Genomic DNA, 19334 nt, shown 5'->3' with positions numbered 1-19334 from the left:
ATACCGGCGAGCCGGATAACCCACGGCTTCTCCAAAGTGTCTTTCCGTCGTTCTTTCGAAACCGGGCCGGCGCCCATGGGGGCTCCGGCGGCATCTCGATCGTGCGTACCCGCCATTTTCGCTGCCCTACCCGGAGAGATGGAAGTTGCCGGAGGTGCCGTATATCGCCAGCGACGTCAACAACGTCACCATGACCACCGCGACCAGCGAGGCCCGTACCGCATTACCGACTGCGACGCCGACGCCGACCGGTCCGCCGGCGGCGTGGAACCCGTAGTAGGTGTGTATCGCCATGACCGCTACGGCCATGAAGATCGCCTGCGCGAACGACCAGAGGATGTCACTGGGAATCAGGAACGTTTCGAAGTAGTGGTCGTACACGCCCGCCGACTGTCCGTAGACGACCACTGTCGAAAAGCGACTCGCCAAGAACGAAGCGACGACCGCGAGTGAATACAACGGAACGATGGCGAGCATGCCCGCGAGGATGCGGGTGCCGACGAGGAATGGCACCGGACGGATCGCCATGACCTCCAATGCGTCGATTTCCTCCGATACCCGCATGGCGCCGAGCTGGGCTGTCGTACCGGCCCCAAGCGTCGCCGCCAGCCCGATACCCGAAATCACCGGGGCCGCGATTCGGACGTTGATAAATGCAGCAAAGAAGCCGGTAAGAGCTTCGACACCGATATTGCCCAGCGAACTGTAGCCCTGGATGGCGATGACGCTACCCGCACCGAAGGTCAGGAACCCGACGATCGCGACGGTGCCGCCGATGACCGCCAGAGCTCCGGTCCCCATGGATATTTCGGCGATGAGCCGGATGGTTTCGGTGCGGTAGTGAATCAGTGCGCGAGGTACTGACGCCACCGACCGCAGGTAGAACACCGCATGGTTGCCAATGGAATCGAACGCTGCCACTGCCCGGCGGGCGCGATTGGTCATCCGCGGGAATCGGGATGCGATTACGAATGCCATATTCTCACCGCATCGCGAACTTGAGGCCAACGGCGGTCACGACGACGTTCAACACGAACAGCACGATGAACGAGAAGACAACAGTCTGATTGACGGCGTCTCCGACACTCTTGGGCCCTCCCTTGACATTCAGCCCCAAATAGCATGCGACCAGGCCGGCGGCCAGACCGAACAGGGTCGCCTTCACCTCGGATATGACCAATTCCGGGAAGTGCGTCAGCAACGTGATGCCGTTGACGAATGCACCCGGATTGACGTCTTGCAGGAACACCGAGAAAAAGAAGCCGCCGAGAATTCCGATCGTGCTGACCAGGCCGTTCAGCAGGGCCGCGACGAACATCGACGCGAGTACCCGCGGCACGACCAGTCGCTGGATGGGGTCGATTCCGAGGACCCGCATCGCGTCTATCTCCTCGCGGATCGTGCGAGCGCCGAGGTCCGCGCAGATAGCGGTAGCGCCGGCTCCGGCCACGATGAGCACGGTGACCATGGGTCCGACCTGCGTGACCGAGCCGAATGCGGCACCTGCGCCGGAAAGGTCGGCGGCGCCGATCTCGCGCAGCAGAATGTTGAGCGTAAAGCTCACCAGCACTGTGAACGGGATAGCGACCAGCACCGTCGGAACGATGGATACGCGGGCGACGAACCACGACTGATCGATGAATTCACGCAGCTGAAACGGCCGGCGCACACTCGCGCGCACCACGTCCGCGGTGAGCTCGAAGAACCCGCCGACAGCCCTTAGTGGCACGGCAAGGACTTCGTTCATCGCCGATCCTCCTTGCCTGACTACCTATCCAGCTGGCGGGCGCGTTGCTGCGACTCCGCCCCGGACAAGTAGAACATGTTCACTAGATTCCGCGAGGGTTTTTGGCCCCATTTGAAGTGCTATTTCATCCAAATCCGAGGACTCGGATTGAAACCTGTTTCATACGTGTTGAGCATCACGGTTGTGAGCCTTGGCACATACGATCCTCATGTCTACCAACTACTGGACGACTGATCAACTCTTGGACGCTCGTTCAGAAGGCATACGAACTGACCGGATAGCGATCAGGCGGTCAGCCCAGTTCGTGCAGAGATGTTGCAGAGAACGTACGACCTTCGGGCCGCTCGGCGAAGTACCCGCCCAGCGTGGCGGCCAGATCGCCGGTCGACCACTGCTCCCCCGGCGCGTCGAAGCGCTGCTCGACCACCGGCGCCGCCATCAGCGCGACCATCGGCCCATACACCACGAACACCTGACCGTTGACCGTTTCGGACGCGGGCGAGGACAAGTAGGCCACCAGCCGCGCGACATGGTCGGGCGAGAGTGGATCGACCACCCCTTCAGGTGCCTCACTGAACACCGATTCCGTCATCGCCGTGCGAGCACGCGGACAGATCGCGTTCGCCCGCACGCCGTAGCGAGACAGACCACGCGCGGATGACAGCGTCAACGCGGTAATACCCGCCTTGGCCGCGCCGTAGTTCGCCTGCCCCTCCGGTCCGAGCAAACCCGCCTCGGAGGAGGTGTTGACGATGCGGCCGTACACCGGCCCGCCGGCCTCCTTGGATTTGGCCCGCCAATACGCGCCCGCATTGCGGCACAGCAGGAAATGCCCGCGCAGATGGACGGCGATCACCGCGTCCCAGTCCTCGTCGGACATATTGAACAGCATGCGGTCGCGGGTGATGCCCGCATTGTTGACCACGATGTCCAGCCCGCCGAACGCCTCGGTGGCGGCCCGGATCAGCTCGTCGGCGGTCGCCCGTTCGGCGATGCTGCCCGCGACGAACTCCGCCTTTGCACCGAGCGCGCGAATGTCGGCCATGGTCTTGGCCACGGCTTCCGACTCGGACAAGTCGTTGACGACGACCGAGGCGCCGGCACCGGCGAGGGCCAGCGCCTCGGCGCGACCGAGGCCGGCACCCGCCCCGGTCACGATCGCAACACGTCCGGCAAGGCTCACATCGTTATCACTCACGACCGGGCCTCGCTGGCGCTCGGCCCGGCCGTTCCCGGAGACGCTGTGTTGTCGGTTCGCTCGCTTCGCTCACTCACGGGGCCGACTTTAGAACGTGTTCCAGTTCACGGCAAGAGTCGGTCACAACAATTTCAACGCCGCTTTCGGGCATTGCGCGACCGCATCCTCCACCTCGGCGACGCGATCGGCGGGCACTTCACCCTCGGCGATGTGCAGCACGTCTTCATCGTCGAGTTCGAACACGTCGGGGGCGATTCCGACACAGATTCCGTTCGCTTCACACTGGTCGAGATCAACACTGACCTTCATCAGAACTCCTTCACCGCGGCTCTCGCCGAAGAGTAACAAGCCGATGCGGCCACGCGGGCCGACATCGAGTGGATCCACTATCAATACTGGAACATGTTTCAGTCGATATGCAATGATCGGAACGCCGGTTTCATATCCGCGTGTCCATATTCGATGAATGAAGGCCGAGGTAACGCCCATGCGTATCGCCTACACGCCGCAGCAGCAAGAGCTACGAGCGGAGCTGCGCGACTACTTCGCCAAGCTGATCACCCCCGAACGTCGAGTCGCGCTCAGCGCGCAGACCGGCGAATACGGGCAGGGCAACGTGTACCGCGAGGTCGTGCAGGAGATGGGTCGCGACGGATGGCTGGCCCTCGGCTGGCCAAAGGAGTTCGGCGGCCAGGACCGCCCGATGCTCGATCAGCTGATCTTCACCGACGAGGCCGCCATCGCGGGTGCGCCGGTGCCGTTCCTGACCATCAACTCCGTCGCGCCGACGATCATGCACTACGGCAGCGACGAGCAGAAGAAGTTCTTCCTACCCAAGATCGCCGCGGGTGAGCTGCACTTCGCCATTGGCTACTCCGAACCGGGCGCAGGCACCGACCTGGCCTCCCTGCGCACCACCGCGGTCCGCGACGGCGACGACTACGTCATCAACGGCCAGAAGATGTGGACCAGCCTCATCGCCTATGCCGATTACATCTGGCTGGCCTGCCGCACCGATCCGACGGCGAAGAAGCACAAAGGCATCAGCATGCTGATCGTGCCGACCGACGCCGAAGGCTTCTCCTACACCCCGGTGCACACCATGGCCGGTCCGGATACCAGCGCCACCTACTACCAGGACGTACGCGTACCAGCGACCTCGCTGGTCGGTAAAGAGAACGGCGGCTGGCCGCTGGTCACCAACCAGCTCAACCACGAGCGCGTCGCACTCACCTCGTCCGCGCCGCTGGCCCTCGCGCTGAGCCAGACCGTCGAATGGGCCAGGGAGACCACCTCCTCGGACGGATCACGGGTGATCGATCGTGAATGGGTGCGACTGAACCTGGCCCGCGTCCATGCCAAGGTCGAGTATCTGAAGCTGCTGAACTGGGAGATCGCCAGCCGTGCCGATGCGGGCGGCGACGCCGCGCCCCGACCGTGGGACGCCTCGGCGTGCAAGGTGTACGGCACCGAACTGGCCACCGAGGCCTACCGCCTGCTGATGGAGGTCCTCGGACCGCAGGCCTATCTGCGCCAGGACTCCCCCGGATCGGTGCTGCGCGGCCGGCTCGAGCGGATGCACCGGGCCGCGCTGATCCTCACCTTCGGTGGCGGCACCAACGAGGTCCAGCGCGACATCATCGCGATGACCGCGCTGAAGCAACCCGCCGCCGCCCGCTGACACCGGACTTCGAAAGTAGGTATTCACCATGGATTTCACCCCTACCGAGGCCCAGGGCGATCTGTCCCGGCTGACCGGCGAGGTATGCGCCAAGCTGGTCACCGACGACCGTCTGCGCGAACTCGATACCGCCGCGGTGCGCTTCGACGAACCGCTGTGGCAGTCGCTCGGCGACACCGGTGTGCTCGCGGCGGCGCTTCCGGAATCGGTCGGCGGCAGCGATTTCGGCGTGCTCGAGCAGACCTCGATTCTGCGCGAACTCGGCCGGTACGTGGCGGCCGTGCCATATCTGTCCTCGATCGTGCTCGGCGCGGGCGCACTCGCCCGCTACGGCAGTACCGACCAGCAGGAACTCGCTCGGCAGGCCGGCGCGGGCGAGGTGATCCTCAGTGCCGCGCTGACCGAGGAACGCAATTGGGATACCGGGAAACCGGACACCACCGCCACCGAGACCTCCGACGGCTGGCACGTCACGGGCGTCAAGACCACCGTCCCGGTCGCCGACCGCGCGCATCGGATCCTGGTGCCCGCCGTCGCGTCCGGGCGGACCGCGGTGTTCCTGGTCGACCCGTCGCATCCCTCGGTACAGGTGACTGCTCAGCAGGTGGTCGACCGCAGCGCGGAATACGCCGTCGAGCTCACCGAGACGCCCGCCGAACTGCTCGGCACCGTCGAAACCGGTGCCGAGATCCTGGATTGGCTGTTGCTGCGGGCCTGGCTCGGGGTCAGTGCCCAGCAGCTCGGCACCCTGGAACGCGCGCTGGAACTGGTGGCCGAGTACGCCCGCGAACGCGAACAATTCGGTAAGGCCATCGGCAGCTTCCAGGCCGTGGCCCAGCGCTTGGCCGACGCCTACATCGATGTCGGCGGTTTGCGCTTGACCGTCACCCAAGCCGCTTGGCAGCTATCGGAAGACCTGCCCGCGGCACCGGCGGTGCACACTGCCAAGTTCTGGGCCGCCGAAGCAGGCCACCGTGTGGCGCACACCGTCGTCCACGTCCACGGTGGCGTCGGCATCGACCGCGACCACATCGTGCAGAACTACTTCACCGCCGCCAAACACAACGAATTCGCCCTCGGCCCCACGCCTGACCACCTACTCCCCCTCGCACAGCACCTGGCCGACTCCGCCTGAGCCGCCCGAAACGAGATCGGCCCGCCGGACCTCCGGCGGGCCGTTCTCGTTCTGTCAGTGAGTGACGTGCACGGACACGCCGATCAGGGCCGCCGCGGAGTTCGCGGCGGCCCTGATCGGTGGTGTGGCTACTTGCCGCTCGCGTCGGCGTGTTCGTCGGCGGGGCGATCTTCCGTCTGCGCCTTGGCCCAGCGGTAGTCGGGCTTGCCGGCCGGGGAACGCTTGATCTCCTCGACGAACCAGAGGCTACGGGGCATCTTGTAGGACGAGACTTCCTTGGTCAGGACCGGGCGCAGCTCTTCGAGGGTCGGGCGCTTGTCGCCGCGACACTGGACGACCGCGGCGACCCGCTGACCCCAGCGCTCATCAGGGACACCAACGACCAAGGCATCGAAGATCTCCGGGTGGGTCTTGAGTGCGCCCTCGACCTCTTCCGGGTAGATCTTCTCGCCACCGCTGTTGATGCTCACCGAACCGCGGCCGAGCATGGTGACGGTCCCGTCCTCCTCTACGCGGGCATAGTCACCCGGGATCGAGTAGCGGACCCCGTTGAACTCCTTGAACGTCGCAGCCGTCTTGACCGGGTCGCCGTAGTAGCCGAGCGGGATGTGACCCTTGCGGGCGATCATGCCGACCTGGCCCGAGCCCGGCACGACCGGATTGCCGTCGTCGTCGAGCACCTCGGTGGACGCGTCGATCTTCACCCGCGGACCACCGGTATGCGTCGCCCCCTTGGCTGCGATCGACAGGCCGCCGAACCCGGTCTCCGAGGAGCCGATCGAGTCGGTGATAACGGTGGTCTGTAGCAGTTCCAGGTACTGGTCCTTGAGCGTCGGCGAGAACAACGCGGCACTGCTGGCCATCGCCCACAGGTTCGAATGCTGGTAGGCCGCACCGGTTTCCGGGTTGCCTTCGCGCAGCGCGTCCAGCATCGGACGGGCCATCGCGTCGCCGGTGATAAAGATCATGTTCACGCCGTGGCGATCGATCGCCTGCCACACGCTGTGTCCGTTGAACTCCGGCAGCATGACGGTCTTACCGCCGTCGAACAGCCCGTGGAACGTCGCAGCCTGCGAACCACCGTGGATCATCGGCGGGATCGGGTAGCGCACCAGCGGCGCACCACTCGCGCCCGCCTTGGCCTGCTGCCATTCGTCCTCGACCTTCTCGCCGGTACCGAAGTTGATGCCACCGCCGAGCACCCGCCACCAGTCCTCCTGGCGCCACATCACACCCTTTGGCATGCCGGTGGTGCCGCCGGTGTAAATCATGAAGGTGTCGTCGGGGGAACGTTCACCGAAGTCACGCTCGCCCGAGGAGCCGGCGAGGGCGGTCTCGTATTCGGCCGAATCCACTGCGGTGGGCACCTGTCCGGCGGTATCGTCGTCGACCACGATCACGGTCTTCAACTTCGGCGCATTCGGCCGTACGGCGGTCACCTTGTCGGTGTAGCGGCGCTCGTGGATCAACGCGACCATGTCCGAATTATCGAAGATGTATTGCAACTCGTTCTCGACGTAACGGAAGTTGACGTTGACCATCACCGCGCGCGCCTTGAACACCGCGACCATCGCCTCGACGGCCTCGATGGTGTTGCGCGAGTAGATGCCCACTTTATCGCCCGGCTGGACACCCTGTTCCTGCAGGTAGTGGGCTAGCTTGTTGGTCCGCTCCTCCAACTGGGCATAGGTGACCTCACGAACGTCGTCGACCAGTGCGACGCGATCGGGCATGAGGTCGATGGTGTGCTCGATGAGGTCCGCTATGTTGTAGCTCACAGACCTAAAAATAGAACGTGTTACTGTTCCTGACAAGGGTGCTTTTTACACCACGTCCTCGAGCCAGGAGATTTCCGCGATGCCGCACTGCCTCGTCGAGAAGCGCGACCACGTTCTCATCGTCACCATGAACCGCCCCGAGGCCCGCAATGCGCTGTCGGGCGAGATGATGGCGATCATGCGCGATGCCTGGGATCAGGTGGACAACGATCCCGAGATCCGGGTCGCGATCCTGACCGGTGCGGGCGGCGCCTTCTGTGCCGGTGCGGATCTGAAGGCCATGACCTCGCAGCACCCCGGTGACTCGTTCTCCGGCGGCGGCTGGGATCTGTCCAAAATCGAGGCACTGCTCAAGGGCCGCAGGCTCACCAAGCCGTTGATCGCGGCCATCGAGGGTCCTGCCATCGCCGGCGGCACCGAGATCCTGCAGGGCACCGATATCCGGGTCGCGGGTGAGAGCGCGAAGTTCGGTGTGTCCGAGGCGCGTTGGGGTCTGTTCCCGCTCGGCGGTTCGGCCGTGCGGCTGGTGCGCCAGATTCCCTACACCGTCGCCGCCGACATCCTGCTCACCGGCAGGCATGTCACGGCCGCCGAGGCCAAGGAGATCGGTCTGATCGGCCATGTGGTGCCCGACGGCACCGCACTGGACAAGGCGCTGGAGCTGGCAGAGAAGATCGCGGCCAACGGCCCACTGGCGGTGCAGGCCATCCTGCGCACCATCCGCGAGACCGAATGCCTGCCCGAGGAAGACGCCTTCAAGATCGACGCCGAGCTCGGCATGGCGGTGTTCAAGTCGGCCGACGCCAAGGAAGGCCCGAAGGCCTTCGCCGAGAAGCGCAAGCCGACCTTCAGCGGTAACTGAACGCTTCCCACACCACAATGTCCCCGGCGGGCTCGACGCGCCGGGGACGTGTGCTGTCCGGGGTCAGTTGGCGCCCGGGTAATCCATCCAGAAGGGCTCCCACTGGTGGCCGTCGGGGTCGAGGAAGGTACGCCCGTGCATACCGACCTGGGCCTCCTGGGCGCGCTTGTCCTCGTTGATCTCTTCACGACCACCCGCGGCCACCGCCGCGTCGGTGAGCTGGTCCACTTCCTGCGCGCTGCCGAGTGAGAGGGCGTAGCCGGCGGCCGCGGTCGCCGCGGTGTCGGCGATCGGGCGCGTGCTGAAGGTGGCGAAGTACTCCCTGGTCAGCAGCATCAGGCAGATATTGTCGTCGATCACGATGCAGGAGGCGTTCTCATCGGTGAAGTCCTGGTTGACCTTCCAGCCGAGCGCCTCGTAGAAGCTCTTGGACCGCGCCAGGTCGGTCACGGGGAGATTCACGAAGATCATCTTGCTGCTCATTGTTTCGGCCTCTCGGTCGTTGTTTGCTCGCTTCACCCATAGAGACGGGGGCCGTTTCGGAAACTCATCGCTGTCGCCGAATCGGGTTCAGAGAGTCGATACCCGTTACTGACGGTACTGGTGAGATGCGTGTGACTGAGGTGGTGTTTCCGTCGGCAAACGACCACGTCGACGTCTGTTTGTTGTCGGTGGCTTGTGCCACAGTGACATCCATGAGCGAGACGTCGGGCACAGCCACCGCCGAAGTCATGGATTCTTTCGAGGTACACCGCCGAGAGTTGTGTGCCTACGCCTACCGCATGCTCGGATCCTCGTTCGAGGCCGAAGACGCGGTGCAGGAGACCTTCACCCGCGCCTGGAAGGCCTACGACGGGTTCGAGGGCCGGGCGAGCCTGCGGTCATGGCTGTACCGGATCACCACCAACGTCTGCCTGGACATGCTCGACGGTCCGCAGCGGCGGGCGCGGCCGATGGATATGTCCGGTCCGTCGAGCCCGGATTCACCACTCACCGCGCCGCAGCCGGATTACGTCTGGGTCGAGCCCATACCCAACGCCTTGGCCTTCGGCGCCGATCCGGCGGAGCACGCCAGCGCCAAGGACACACTGCGGCTGGCTTTCGTTGCGGCCTGTCAGCATCTGCCGGCCACCCAGCGCGCCATCCTGATCATGCGTGAGGTGCTGCGTTTCTCCGCCAGCGAGACGGCTGAGGCCCTCACCATGTCGCCGGCCTCGGTGAACAGTGCCCTGCAGCGCGCCCGCGCCACCATGTCCAAGGTTCAGCCCGCGGTCACGGACACCTACGACGATACCGACGACGATCAGCGCAAACTGATCGACGATTTCGTGAAGGCGTTCGAGTCCTACGATATGGACACCCTCACCACGTTGTTGAAAACCGATGTGGCGCTGTCCATGCCGCCGCTCGAGTTCTGGGTGTCCGGGCCTGCCAATGTCGCGGAGTTCATGCTCGGCCACGGCTCGGCCTGCCGGGATTCGCGCCTGGTCCGGCTCGAAGGCGCCAATGGCCTGCCCGCATTCGGCCACTACAAGCCGAGCGGCGAGCCCGGCGTGTGGGTGCCGTGGTCGATCACCGTCCTCGAGTTCACCGACGGCGAGATCTCCGGACTCAACTTCTTCCTCGACACCGACAAGCTGTTCCCGCTGTTCGGCTTGAAGCCGGAGCTGCGCGAAGCCGCCTGAGTACCGGTCAGCCGGGAATCAGGTCCGAGTGGCGGTCACGGTCCGGGTCGCCGGTCGCCGTGGCGACCTCGGTGGCGCGTCGATAGTCGGTGAGCACGGGGCCCAACCAGTCGAGCATGCGCTGCTCGGTGGCCGAGGGGCACGGCGCGGGTCCGTGCACGATCCGGCGCAGGGACGACAGGTCGTACCGGTACCGGATCGCTTCGGGCAGCGCGAGTAGACGGTCGAACTGCGCCGGTGTCACGAAACTGTGTGTGACCCGGTGCCGTTCGATCAGACGCAAGGCTTCCGCGGGATCCCACCCATCCATCAGCACCGCGCGATGGCCGAGCTGGATCGAGACGGTGAGGAAGTCGAGCGCCTCGGGACCCGATAGCGCCGATCCACACAGGTGCACATGTTCGCCGTGCGGCGCGAGCCCGAACAGGCCGAAGAATCCGGTCGAATGCGGTGCGACCACTTCCGGATCGGCTCCGGTGAGCGGCCGCCGGATACCCGCAGCACCGAGCCACGCCAGCGATTTGAACCCCTCGATATCGCCGTCGGAAAACCGCACCGCGCCAGGCAATCCCGCGGCGTCGGCGGCGAGCCGGGCGGATTCGCCGAACCGCTGCCCGGCGACGAACGCTTCGGCCGCACTGTCGAGGAGTACGTGCGCGATCTCTGGCACGGTCAGATGCCAATCCACCGCCACCAGATACAGCCCGGTCTGAAACGCCGCGAAATACATCGCAACCGCCTCGACACCGTTGGGCAGCATGCTCGCCACCGTGGCACCGGGCCGTAGTCCCAGCGCCCGCAGGCCACCCGCGTACCGGTCCGCCAGAGTGGCCAGTTCCCGGAAGCTCACCATCCGTCCCGATGGTGCGATCAGCGCGATCCGCCGCGGCTGGGCCGCGGCGATATTCCACAATCCGAGAACTTCAGCCGACTCCTGCGTCACGCCATCGAATTTAGAACGCGTTCTATATATCGACAAGGGTCGTCGTCGACCCTTTCGGATCCGACGGCCGAGACCTGCTCCGCCGCGTAGGCGAGGGATATGCTGGCGATGCCCGGAGTCCCGTTCGGGGCAGATGATTTCATGGGGGGATCATGGCCGAGTACGGCAGTCACGTTGTGCCATCCGACCTGAGTCACGACGATGTCCAGCGCGGATACGCGCGCATCGAGCGCGGCATTCTGTCCGAGGCGACGCCGCGCTCGGAGTGTCCGCGCACAGCGGACTACGCGATCGCTTATCCACCCGTGTGCCGCAAGCCGTATCTACTGGTCAATTTCCACGGCATGGTGACACGGCCCAAATATCAGCCCCCGATCTACGGCCGCTTCACCTCGTCGGCGCAGCTGGGCGCGATCACAGTCTTCGTCTCCGACCCGGTGTTACGAATGCACCCGGAATCCCGTATCGGCTGGTTCCTCCAGGCCGAGCCGATGTCGGATGATCTGCTCCGGCTGGCGGTCGGCATCGCCCGGCGAAACGATCTCGCTGCCATCGTCTGGAACGGGTGGTCTGCCGGCGGCTACGCTGCCATCCGCTATGCGTGGCGAGCATCTTCGGAATCGATGCCTTCCATGGCGTTCGCCTATGCACCACAAAATTACCCCCCGGATCTTTCCTGGTGGGGCAACTACCGCTCGTCACTACCCGCTGAACTGGCATCGGATCCATACTGCGAGCGGACCGGGCAGCACCCGCCACGACGCCAGCTGCCCCGGCGGGTCTGCACGCTGTTCGAGGAGGAGTTCCGAAACGACTATTTCCGGGCCGCTATTCGCGCCAACGATGGCGATGTCGCCCACATTGTCGAGCATCTTCGCCCGATCCTCACCTCTGCGCGCGAATCGGATCGACTGGATTGGGCGGTGCTACGCAACGGCCTCGGACACGGCGAGGAGTCCAACGAGATCTTCTGGGAGGAATTCGAGATCGCCACGACTCGGTGGTGGCGGGCGCACGGGACGACCTGACATGCCGGCCGCAACTCGACCCGGCCGACGACGGGATCCGACAGATCAGCCGACGACGGGATCCGACAGAACAGCCGGGATCAACGGAGGAAACAGCAGACAACACGCCCGGTCCGAGGACAGGTCGGTCCAGCCGGAGATGTCTTCCGCCACCATCGGCATCATCCGGCCGAGGCGCGGATCCGCGAGCGCGCGGCAGGCTACCAATGTCGCTCCGTGATCACGGAATGCCCGCGCCAGCCAGGTAGCTGTCGAACGGTGCACGGCCATCTCGCCGGATGTCGCTGCTTTGAGAAAAACCGGCGGCACGTGGCTCAGCAAGGACACCGGGATCTGTTGCGGCAGCCGCAGGAAGTAGTACCGGGGTTCGATGAGCGGACGTGGAACGAGATAGATCCAGTCCGTCCCGTAGGGGCGGAGATTGGACAACATCGCGAAAGCGAACTCCAGGCGGGCACCGAGCACGACGGCACCCACCGTTGACATGAGCGTCAGCAGCAGCGGGACGACCCCAACAGCCACTGTGACCGCGGAATCGACCGTGACCAGCGACGCCAAGGAAAGCACACCGAAGAACAACGCGGCGAACAATTCGTTGATCAGCCCGGACCGCCGGTTCAAGTAGTGCCAGGTGCACTGCCAAGCTCCGGTCGCAGCCACCAGCATGGCGAGGTAGACGACGGTTCCGGGACCGGCCGACACGACTCGATCGACGACCTGCCCGAGCGAAACCGGTTGCGAAAGCACGACCAACGCCAACCAGACGGCCACGGCGACCATCGAGAATTCGAAGTTGCCGCTGATCCCGAACGCGAAGTGCAGCAGCAAGCCCACCAACAGACACCACAGCAGCGGGGCGCCGACGATCATCGCTACGGCGAGAATGATCTCCGCTCCTGGCACCACCACCATGGCCGCGAGGTTCATCAACCGACGAAGGCCCGCTGGTGTACGAGCGAGCAGGTCGGAATTGTTGTTCAGGTTCAACTCGACAACACGCCGACCGAGGCTGCGTTCGCCGCGAAGGTAGCCGCGGTTCAGCTTCGCGATACCGGCGGCTGCGTACATCGCCGCGAGTACCGCCGCGGTCGTGGCGGCGGCCGACGCCCGATCCGAGCTCAGCGACAGCATCACGATCGTGACGACGGCCAGAAACGAGTGATTCGAGACCCGTAGGTTCTTACACAGCAGCCAGAACCCGAGCAGACCGATGACGACGACGTTGCGGAGGAAGTCGCGCTCACTCAGCGCCACCAATGCCACGCTCACGCCCGGCGGAGCAGCGACGTTTCCGATCAGCACCAACCGACGCGGCAACGCGATACCGAACACCGGCGAGAAATTCCAGCTCAGTGCCCGGCGGCCGAGCATCAGATACTTCGTGACCGCGAACGTGTTGAGCGGCAACGATACGATGAAAGCGGCCTGCACCGCACTGATCATGGCCATTCAATCGGCTCGACGCGCCTGCGTCGGCCCGGGGATCCCGCCGCGGCGGTCCGCTGCCGCACCTGGCAGTAGCACCTTGATCACCGAGAGGTCCGCGCGCATCCCCGAATCGGTCAGATCGAGAAGCACCGGCTCGAACCCGGTGACCGACAACGCGCGATGCGCTGCTTCGGCGAGGTCGTCGGTGATCGTGTCGCCATCGATCGCACGAAACCCGTACTCCGCGGTGGCTTCCTGTACCGACCTCGGCTCGCTCGCCGTCGACCGTCGCGGACCGGCACCGAGGTGCTCCCACACCGGTACCACCGGCAGGTCGTCGCGAGTACCCGATATTCCGGTAAGCCGGGTCTGTGCAGCCTCACTGAGGGCACGGCTCATCGCGATGCCGCTGTCGCCATGCGTACCCGCCCCGGCGCATTCGACCGGAAATTCGTGGGAGAAGACGCTCGCGATGAACGTCGGCACACCGAAACGGGAGGGAACAGCATCGAGTGTGACCTCCCACCCGGCCTCCAGCATGCGCTCGATCAGAAACGCGCAGTGCGTGTCCCGCACCGACAGCAGGTCGATCGGAATCCGATCCCCGGCCGTGCCGAGGCCGGCGCTACTGTCACGTTCGAAGATCTCGTAGAGCCCGTGTAGTGCCGCTTCGTCGGCACTGTTGCCCGACGCAAGCCCCGAACTCGTCTCCCGGAACGGATTCATGCGGAAATCGCACCGCGCGAAGCTGATATCGACGAGACCGCGCGGAACGGCGGTCGGCTCGCGGGAGATCATGGTCGTCGCCGGGTAGTACTCGATTACCTCGTCCACCAGCAGCGGACGGCAGAGGTGACTGCCGAATTCCGATGTCACGCCGTATCCCAGATCGCGCCGGCCGTGCGGTTCACGCATCGTGGGTAGGTCGATATTCTCGGCGTGCCAGGTTTCGAGTGATTCCATCGCCGCGGATATCTTCGCCAGGGGGCGGCTGGCACCTTTGCCCTGCGACACCGACAACGATTCCGACAGGGGCCGGACCGCCATCGCCACCGGGATCCGGACGTAATCCAGGTCGGTCACGTCGGCGACCCTGGTGATACCTGCCGTCTGGAGATACGGTTCTATCCGGCGCCAGGTCTGGTCCGCGGTGCGCGTTCGCGCGGTGCCGTCCAGCCGAATCTTCGGCGCGAGTTCACGGTCGTCGATCGGTGTGCGCATCGGTGGTCCCCCGGATTATGTCGTGATGACTGAAGATAAAGCGGCGCAGTGCCCGCCGTGCGTACTTCACACCGGCGAACCCCCGGCGGCGGCACTCGTCCTCGAGGGCGAGACCCGATCCCCAGAGCTCACGCAGTAGCTCGTCCGCGACGTCCGCTTTGAGCTGTCTGGACCCAGGGATGTTCCGTTCCGATTCCGCATGCTTGGCCATACGTACGCGGGTCACATCCGCCGCGGATTCCGCCGATAGCAGGATCGCCACTGTCTGCGCGTCGGCGAGTGCGTAGCGAGGGAGGAATACCTGGGGTAGGCGATCGGGCGCTGCGGAGGATGCCATCGATCGAAATCGGTCGCTCATAGATCGCCCCGGCGACGAATCGTAGGGGTGCTCGGAAATGTAATCCAGATACCTCAGCCAGATGGCCGGAAATTCGGCACAGTAGAGTTGCTGGTATTCGACCCTGGCGACGAGCCGACCCGAATCGATCGTATCGTTCTGCCACTGATAGAAATACGGAGTTCGCCAATCCGCCGTCGCCAGCTGCGACCGGCGGCCATCTGATGCGGTATCAGAGAAATGCGCGTGTCGAAGCGCGGTGAGCGCGTCGAGTTTCTTGACGTCATGTTCTCTACGCATTTTCTTATCCGGCAGAAGAGCTGATGCGACCGCCGAGCCGAGTTGCGCCTCGATGGCATTGACGAGCGCCGAGCCAGAGCGCTCGGCATAGAAAATCTCGCGGGCGATCGAGATGATCCGGTCGACAACGGCCGAATCGAAACCACAGCGCTGTGCGGCGTACCGGATATTCACCATCGGAATGCTCAATGGCCGCCACCCATGCTCATCGTCGAGATGCGCAACCGCGACTTCGGCGTCGGAATCGATCTCGCCGTGCACATACCATTGACCGACCGTTCCGACGACTTCCATTCCGAAGCGAGACAGTTCGGCGCCCCTGATCGCACCGATGCTGCTCGCACCGATCACCCGCGCACCGGCATGCAATGCGTGCAGGTATTCCTTGTGCCGCAACGCGGGGTTCTGGTGGTAGAGACCGTCGATGACGACGACGGTCTCATCCGGTCCGAGTGCCGAACCGAACAGGTCTCCGTGCTTGATCGGCGACCGCAGCACAGTCGTTGTGTGGTGCTCACGATCGAATTCGGCCACGTCATCCCGGTTCAGAGTCGGACCGGCGTACACCGTAACGTTTCCCCCCACTACTTTCACCCTTCTCATAGCCCGGACCCACGAGAACATTGCGGGCAGGCAATGGAATCGCCTGCCCGCAACGAATGCCCGTTAGTCGGGCTCGGCCGTGGCGGCGTTGTTGGTCCGAACCACTGCGGTCGGATCCTCGAAGATCTTGTCGAATTCCTCGACCGTGATGTACTTCTCGACCGTGGTAGCAAGCGAAGTGCTCATGATTTCCCTCCCTTCAGTTCTCGACTGAGTGATCAATGATCACCCTTCGGACGTTAGCAAGACTTTCCGGCCTCGACCAGTGACATATGGCCTCTCGGCCGAGAGGTCACGAAACGCCGGCTCTACGCACATCCCACTGCCGCCGCACGAACGCGGGCCGATGCGGATCACTGCGATCACAAACCTTGACACGGTTCGCAGGGCGATCCGCCTCCTAGCTGGCCAATCCTTCCTAGCCACATCCAAAATGAAAGGCTCACAACGCGTTCCACCCTCTGATAAGAGCGATTCGGGCTTTCGACAAAGCAGTCCTCACAACCCTTGATGTGATGTAAGTCACTAAGCCTCCGCGACGGGCAGTCAGAACGTTCGCGATGCGCACAGCCGTGACTACGATCGAAACCGGCGTTCACCGTCGGCCACTGCGTCACGGATCGGCCAATCGAGAAATGGGGAGGTTCTCATGCGGTATTCCGACTATGACCTGATGGTGCTCGAGGTGTTCGATGACCACCTTCACGAGTCCTACCGGGTTCCCGGATACATCGATCTCACGAGAATGCGGCACGAATGGTTGCGGTACCTGATTCTGCGGATCGCGGTCGTATCCAAAGAGACTGGAACAGCGGTGAACGCCGGCAATGCCGGTCGACTCCTCCCCGAACTCGCTCGTCGTGTTTTCGACGACCCCATCATCTGGCGCGGCATCGTGGCTCCGCAGATCGCGCTCTGCCTCGACGAAGCCGGGCGCCTGCACCGGGCGCTGACCGACGGCGGCGCCGAGCCCGACCGCATCGAACCGGGAATCGGTGATCCACACCGTTACGGCAGGACGACCACCAAGGTCTCCAGGAACGGTTCGTTTCAGTACTACAAGCCCGGCCGCGTCTCGCGCCGCGCCACGCTGACGGCCCTGTTCGGCGAGGCCGATATCTCGGAGTCCATCCACGTTCCGCCCGATACACCGATTCTCGATGGCTACCTCCAGGATGCGGTCCCGGCACCGTCCTCCCCCGCTCCGGACGAGGAGTTCTGGTATCACGCGGGAATTTTCGCCGCCGCAGCCGACTGCGCAGGGATCATCGATCTGCATTACGGCAATATCGCGCCGACCGATGATGCCGTAGCCATCATCGACGATGAGACCGTTCTGGCCCTGAGCCCCTTCGATCGTGAACGAAACCTGCTGACCACCTTGCTACTTCAGGATCCCACCCCCAGCGAAACGGAGGTATCTGCCGGGTTCATGGCGATCTCGACTCCCGGCATATCCAGATACTTCCCGTCACTGCGGGAGTCGGGTCCGGACCGGCAGCTCACCGTTCGCATGACCACCCGGCTGGATAGCAAGCCGACCCCGATCGGACGCCATTTCCGGAGCCTCCGCGAGTACGTCGACGAGTTCGTCGCGGGTTTGGCGCACGGATACGCCAATATTCGCCGGAACAGACACGCCGTGGTACACGCACTCCGGTCCTGCCCCCGAGAGTCGCGATCTCGAGCGCTCATGTACTCGACCCCTGGATACGCGCGACTGTCGGCACTGGTCGCCGTTTCCCCGTCCGCCGCGTCCTCCAGCGAAATCCACGACCGCTTGGTCGAGGAATTGGGCCGGTATCCGCGCGCCACCGTCGGCCGAGAGATCATCGCGTCGGAGGCCCGTCAACTCCTCAGCGGCGACATTCCCCTGTTCAGCATTGATCCGCACTCGACCCACATCGTCGACGGCGCAGGCCGAGTAGGCCGGGTTCGACGCGCCCCGATCGACGAATGCTGCCGGCGAATCCTGGCCCTCGACCAGAACTACGCGACGGAGCAGGCGCGGATCGCAGCGCAGTGCTTTTCGGCCGACTACCTTGCCTCCCCGGACAACAGGGGAGCGGCAATCGCGACGGAGGTGCCGGCTTGACCACCGTCTCAGACGAGGACAGGTCGGAGGTCCTGAAGGTCCCCGATTTTCGCAACCTCTGGCTGGCGAATGGTTTCCGCGACGCGTCAGGGGAGATCGCGGGCTTCGCGCTGCCGATCACCGCAGTGATCCTGCTGGGCGCATCCCCGGTCCAGATGGCGTTCATCGCGATGTGCGCCAATATCGGCTATCTACTGTTCGGGCTTCCGGCGGGTGTGTGGGTCGACCGCATGCCAAAACGCACTGTGTTGTCGGCAGCCGAGACGGCATATGTGCTCGCGCTCGCGAGCATCCCCATCGCGTATCTCGCCGGTTCGCTCACCGTGGTTCAGCTCATGCTGGTCGCGGTAATACTGAGTGTCGCAGAGGTGTTCTTCGGGATCGCGCATCTGAGCGTGCTACCGCTGATCCTGCCCAAGAAGCGGGTTTCCGACGCCAAAGCGCGACTGACGACGTCGTCCACGTCCATCAGCGTCATCGCGCCCGCAGCGGCAGGCGCGGCCGCTCAATCCATCGCCGCACCCGTCCTCTACGGCGTCGCGGCGGCATGTCAGCTGGTGTCTGCCGTCTTGGTCCGCCGCATCCATCCGGTCGAACCGCCACCGCCACAGCAGGTTCAACGCAACTTCCGCGCCGAGATCATCGATGGCGTCCGGATCGTATTCCGCCAGCCTCTACTGCGCCTGCTGCTCGGTCAGACAGCGGTGAACAACCTCGGCGCCGGAATCATGATCGCGGTAATGGCGTATTTCTTGCTCGACACTCTTGCCATCGAACCGTGGTTGTTCGGGGCGTTGTCCGCCGTCGGCGCGGTCTCCGGCCTGATCGCGTCGTTGGTATGCCCCTGGCTACGGCGGCGGTTCGGCGAAATCCGGATGACGATGCTGTTCTCGGGACTGGCGCCGGTCGCGATGTTGTTCCTGCCCCTGGCCGGGGTGCTGCGCGATCAGGCGATCGTACTGATCGCGATCGGGCAGATACTTCTCGGATCGGCCCTGGTCGGCCGTTCGGTGGCGGTCGCAGGGCTGCGCACACGCGTCACCCCGAATCGGTATCTGAGCCGCGTCACCGCCGCGGCGGCGGTCGTCACACAGGGCGCGACACCCCTCGGCACCGTCGCCGGTGGGTTTCTTGCCGGAGTGTGGTCGGCGCAGACGGCGCTGTGGGTCGGTGTGGCCGTCATGACCGTTCCGATCGTGATGCTGCTCCGGTCACCGCTACGCGCGCATAGGACCCTGCCACCCGAGTGGGAGATCGACGACTGAGCACCGTCCCAGATAATTGCGGGCGGCC

General features: G+C 64.4%; 18 protein-coding genes. 7 read left to right on the top strand and 11 right to left on the bottom strand.

Features of this window, described 5'->3' with window-relative positions; all coding sequences use genetic code 11:
- Positions 1 to 126: 126 nt before the first annotated feature.
- The 4 genes from GV792_RS22530 to GV792_RS22515 form a co-directional block, all read right to left on the bottom strand.
- Positions 127 to 978: an MlaE family ABC transporter permease gene (locus tag GV792_RS22530; protein ID WP_163826275.1), complete on the bottom strand. Its 852-nt coding sequence runs from the start codon at positions 976 to 978 to the stop codon at positions 127 to 129.
- Positions 979 to 982: 4 nt separating this feature from the next.
- Positions 983 to 1747, bottom strand: a complete 765-nt coding sequence (locus GV792_RS22525; RefSeq protein ID WP_163826274.1) for an MlaE family ABC transporter permease — start codon at positions 1745 to 1747, stop codon at positions 983 to 985.
- 292 nt (positions 1748 to 2039) lie between these two features.
- Positions 2040 to 2945 carry a 3-oxoacyl-ACP reductase gene (locus GV792_RS22520; protein ID WP_163826273.1) on the bottom strand — a complete coding sequence of 302 codons (906 nt, stop codon included), beginning with the start codon at positions 2943 to 2945 and terminating at the stop codon, positions 2040 to 2042.
- A 120-nt stretch (positions 2946 to 3065) separates the two neighbouring features.
- Positions 3066 to 3254: a ferredoxin gene (locus GV792_RS22515; RefSeq protein ID WP_163826308.1), complete on the bottom strand. Its 189-nt coding sequence runs from the start codon at positions 3252 to 3254 to the stop codon at positions 3066 to 3068.
- 178 nt (positions 3255 to 3432) lie between these two features.
- Here GV792_RS22515 and GV792_RS22510 point away from each other — a divergent pair, with 178 nt between their 5' ends.
- On the top strand, positions 3433 to 4626 hold the full coding sequence (locus tag GV792_RS22510) for an acyl-CoA dehydrogenase family protein (protein ID WP_163826307.1): 1194 nt from the start codon (positions 3433 to 3435) through the stop codon (positions 4624 to 4626).
- Between the two features lie 28 nt (positions 4627 to 4654).
- Positions 4655 to 5761: an acyl-CoA dehydrogenase family protein gene (locus GV792_RS22505; RefSeq protein WP_163826272.1), complete on the top strand. Its 1107-nt coding sequence runs from the start codon at positions 4655 to 4657 to the stop codon at positions 5759 to 5761.
- Between the two features lie 128 nt (positions 5762 to 5889).
- Here the strand turns inward: GV792_RS22505 and GV792_RS22500 are convergent, their stop codons facing one another.
- Positions 5890 to 7539, bottom strand: a complete 1650-nt coding sequence (locus GV792_RS22500; RefSeq protein ID WP_163826271.1) for an acyl-CoA synthetase — start codon at positions 7537 to 7539, stop codon at positions 5890 to 5892.
- Between the two features lie 79 nt (positions 7540 to 7618).
- Here GV792_RS22500 and GV792_RS22495 point away from each other — a divergent pair, with 79 nt between their 5' ends.
- The gene (locus tag GV792_RS22495) at positions 7619 to 8401 is read left to right on the top strand and encodes a crotonase/enoyl-CoA hydratase family protein (RefSeq protein ID WP_163826270.1); all 783 of its coding nucleotides are present in this window, start codon (positions 7619 to 7621) and stop codon (positions 8399 to 8401) included.
- 63 nt (positions 8402 to 8464) lie between these two features.
- Here GV792_RS22495 and GV792_RS22490 read toward each other — a convergent pair whose 3' ends face one another.
- Positions 8465 to 8884 (bottom strand): VOC family protein, encoded by a 420-nt coding sequence (locus GV792_RS22490; protein ID WP_163826269.1) that lies wholly within the window; start codon positions 8882 to 8884, stop codon positions 8465 to 8467.
- Positions 8885 to 9096: 212 nt separating this feature from the next.
- Between GV792_RS22490 and GV792_RS22485 the strand changes: the two genes are divergently transcribed.
- Positions 9097 to 10086: a sigma-70 family RNA polymerase sigma factor gene (locus tag GV792_RS22485; protein WP_163826268.1), complete on the top strand. Its 990-nt coding sequence runs from the start codon at positions 9097 to 9099 to the stop codon at positions 10084 to 10086.
- A gap of 7 nt (positions 10087 to 10093) precedes the next feature.
- On the opposite strand, the gene GV792_RS22480 is transcribed toward GV792_RS22485, so the two are convergent.
- Positions 10094 to 11029, bottom strand: coding sequence for an AMP-binding protein (locus GV792_RS22480; protein WP_163826267.1), 936 nt, complete (start codon positions 11027 to 11029; stop codon positions 10094 to 10096).
- Between the two features lie 152 nt (positions 11030 to 11181).
- Between GV792_RS22480 and GV792_RS22475 the strand changes: the two genes are divergently transcribed.
- The gene (locus tag GV792_RS22475) at positions 11182 to 12057 is read left to right on the top strand and encodes a hypothetical protein (RefSeq protein ID WP_163826266.1); all 876 of its coding nucleotides are present in this window, start codon (positions 11182 to 11184) and stop codon (positions 12055 to 12057) included.
- Between the two features lie 45 nt (positions 12058 to 12102).
- Here the strand turns inward: GV792_RS22475 and GV792_RS22470 are convergent, their stop codons facing one another.
- The 4 genes from GV792_RS22470 to GV792_RS29825 all read right to left on the bottom strand — a co-directional run bounded on the left by GV792_RS22470 (position 12103) and on the right by GV792_RS29825 (position 16132).
- The gene (locus tag GV792_RS22470; RefSeq protein ID WP_163826265.1) at positions 12103 to 13506 is read right to left on the bottom strand and encodes a hypothetical protein; all 1404 of its coding nucleotides are present in this window, start codon (positions 13504 to 13506) and stop codon (positions 12103 to 12105) included.
- A complete protein-coding gene (locus tag GV792_RS22465) occupies positions 13507 to 14706 on the bottom strand; it encodes a YcaO-like family protein (RefSeq protein ID WP_163826264.1) in 1200 nt (399 codons plus the stop codon). It abuts the gene before it with no gap.
- Entirely contained in the window at positions 14681 to 15946 is a 1266-nt protein-coding gene (locus GV792_RS22460) for a TfuA-like protein (protein WP_256673869.1), read from the bottom strand. Before GV792_RS22460 ends, GV792_RS22465 begins: the two co-directional genes overlap by 26 nt.
- 63 nt (positions 15947 to 16009) lie before the next feature.
- Entirely contained in the window at positions 16010 to 16132 is a 123-nt protein-coding gene (locus GV792_RS29825) for a hypothetical protein (protein WP_256668087.1), read from the bottom strand.
- A 463-nt stretch (positions 16133 to 16595) separates the two neighbouring features.
- Here GV792_RS29825 and GV792_RS22455 point away from each other — a divergent pair, with 463 nt between their 5' ends.
- Both GV792_RS22455 and GV792_RS22450 read left to right on the top strand, forming a co-directional pair.
- Complete coding sequence (locus GV792_RS22455) at positions 16596 to 18041, top strand: DUF4135 domain-containing protein (RefSeq protein WP_163826262.1); 1446 nt, start codon at positions 16596 to 16598, stop codon at positions 18039 to 18041.
- On the top strand, positions 18038 to 19306 hold the full coding sequence (locus tag GV792_RS22450; protein WP_163826261.1) for an MFS transporter: 1269 nt from the start codon (positions 18038 to 18040) through the stop codon (positions 19304 to 19306). The genes GV792_RS22455 and GV792_RS22450 overlap by 4 nt, the downstream gene beginning before the upstream one ends.
- Positions 19307 to 19334 lie beyond the last annotated feature (28 nt).

This window comes from Nocardia cyriacigeorgica (genome assembly GCF_010868145.1).
GTDB lineage: Bacteria > Actinomycetota > Actinomycetes > Mycobacteriales > Mycobacteriaceae > Nocardia > Nocardia cyriacigeorgica_D.
The sequence above is the reverse complement of the archived record's forward strand: the minus strand, read 5'-3'. Positions and strand labels throughout refer to the sequence as shown.

Excerpts from the sequence above, each read along its gene's own strand:
- GV792_RS22530 (WP_163826275.1), bottom strand. The coding sequence starts at position 978 with ATGGCATTCGTAATCGCATCCCGATTCCCGCGGATGACCAATCGCGCC.
- GV792_RS22465 (WP_163826264.1), bottom strand. The coding sequence starts at position 14,706 with ATGCGCACACCGATCGACGACCGTGAACTCGCGCCGAAGATTCGGCTG.
- GV792_RS22460 (WP_256673869.1), bottom strand. The coding sequence starts at position 15,946 with ATGAGAAGGGTGAAAGTAGTGGGGGGAAACGTTACGGTGTACGCCGGT.
- GV792_RS22495 (WP_163826270.1), top strand. The coding sequence starts at position 7,619 with ATGCCGCACTGCCTCGTCGAGAAGCGCGACCACGTTCTCATCGTCACC.
- GV792_RS22470 (WP_163826265.1), bottom strand. The coding sequence starts at position 13,506 with ATGGCCATGATCAGTGCGGTGCAGGCCGCTTTCATCGTATCGTTGCCG.
- GV792_RS22525 (WP_163826274.1), bottom strand. The coding sequence starts at position 1,747 with ATGAACGAAGTCCTTGCCGTGCCACTAAGGGCTGTCGGCGGGTTCTTC.
- GV792_RS22510 (WP_163826307.1), top strand. The coding sequence starts at position 3,433 with ATGCGTATCGCCTACACGCCGCAGCAGCAAGAGCTACGAGCGGAGCTG.
- GV792_RS22490 (WP_163826269.1), bottom strand. The coding sequence starts at position 8,884 with ATGAGCAGCAAGATGATCTTCGTGAATCTCCCCGTGACCGACCTGGCG.
- GV792_RS22475 (WP_163826266.1), top strand. The coding sequence starts at position 11,182 with ATGGCCGAGTACGGCAGTCACGTTGTGCCATCCGACCTGAGTCACGAC.
- GV792_RS29825 (WP_256668087.1), bottom strand. The coding sequence starts at position 16,132 with ATGAGCACTTCGCTTGCTACCACGGTCGAGAAGTACATCACGGTCGAG.
- GV792_RS22485 (WP_163826268.1), top strand. The coding sequence starts at position 9,097 with ATGAGCGAGACGTCGGGCACAGCCACCGCCGAAGTCATGGATTCTTTC.
- GV792_RS22515 (WP_163826308.1), bottom strand. The coding sequence starts at position 3,254 with ATGAAGGTCAGTGTTGATCTCGACCAGTGTGAAGCGAACGGAATCTGT.
- GV792_RS22455 (WP_163826262.1), top strand. The coding sequence starts at position 16,596 with ATGCGGTATTCCGACTATGACCTGATGGTGCTCGAGGTGTTCGATGAC.
- GV792_RS22505 (WP_163826272.1), top strand. The coding sequence starts at position 4,655 with ATGGATTTCACCCCTACCGAGGCCCAGGGCGATCTGTCCCGGCTGACC.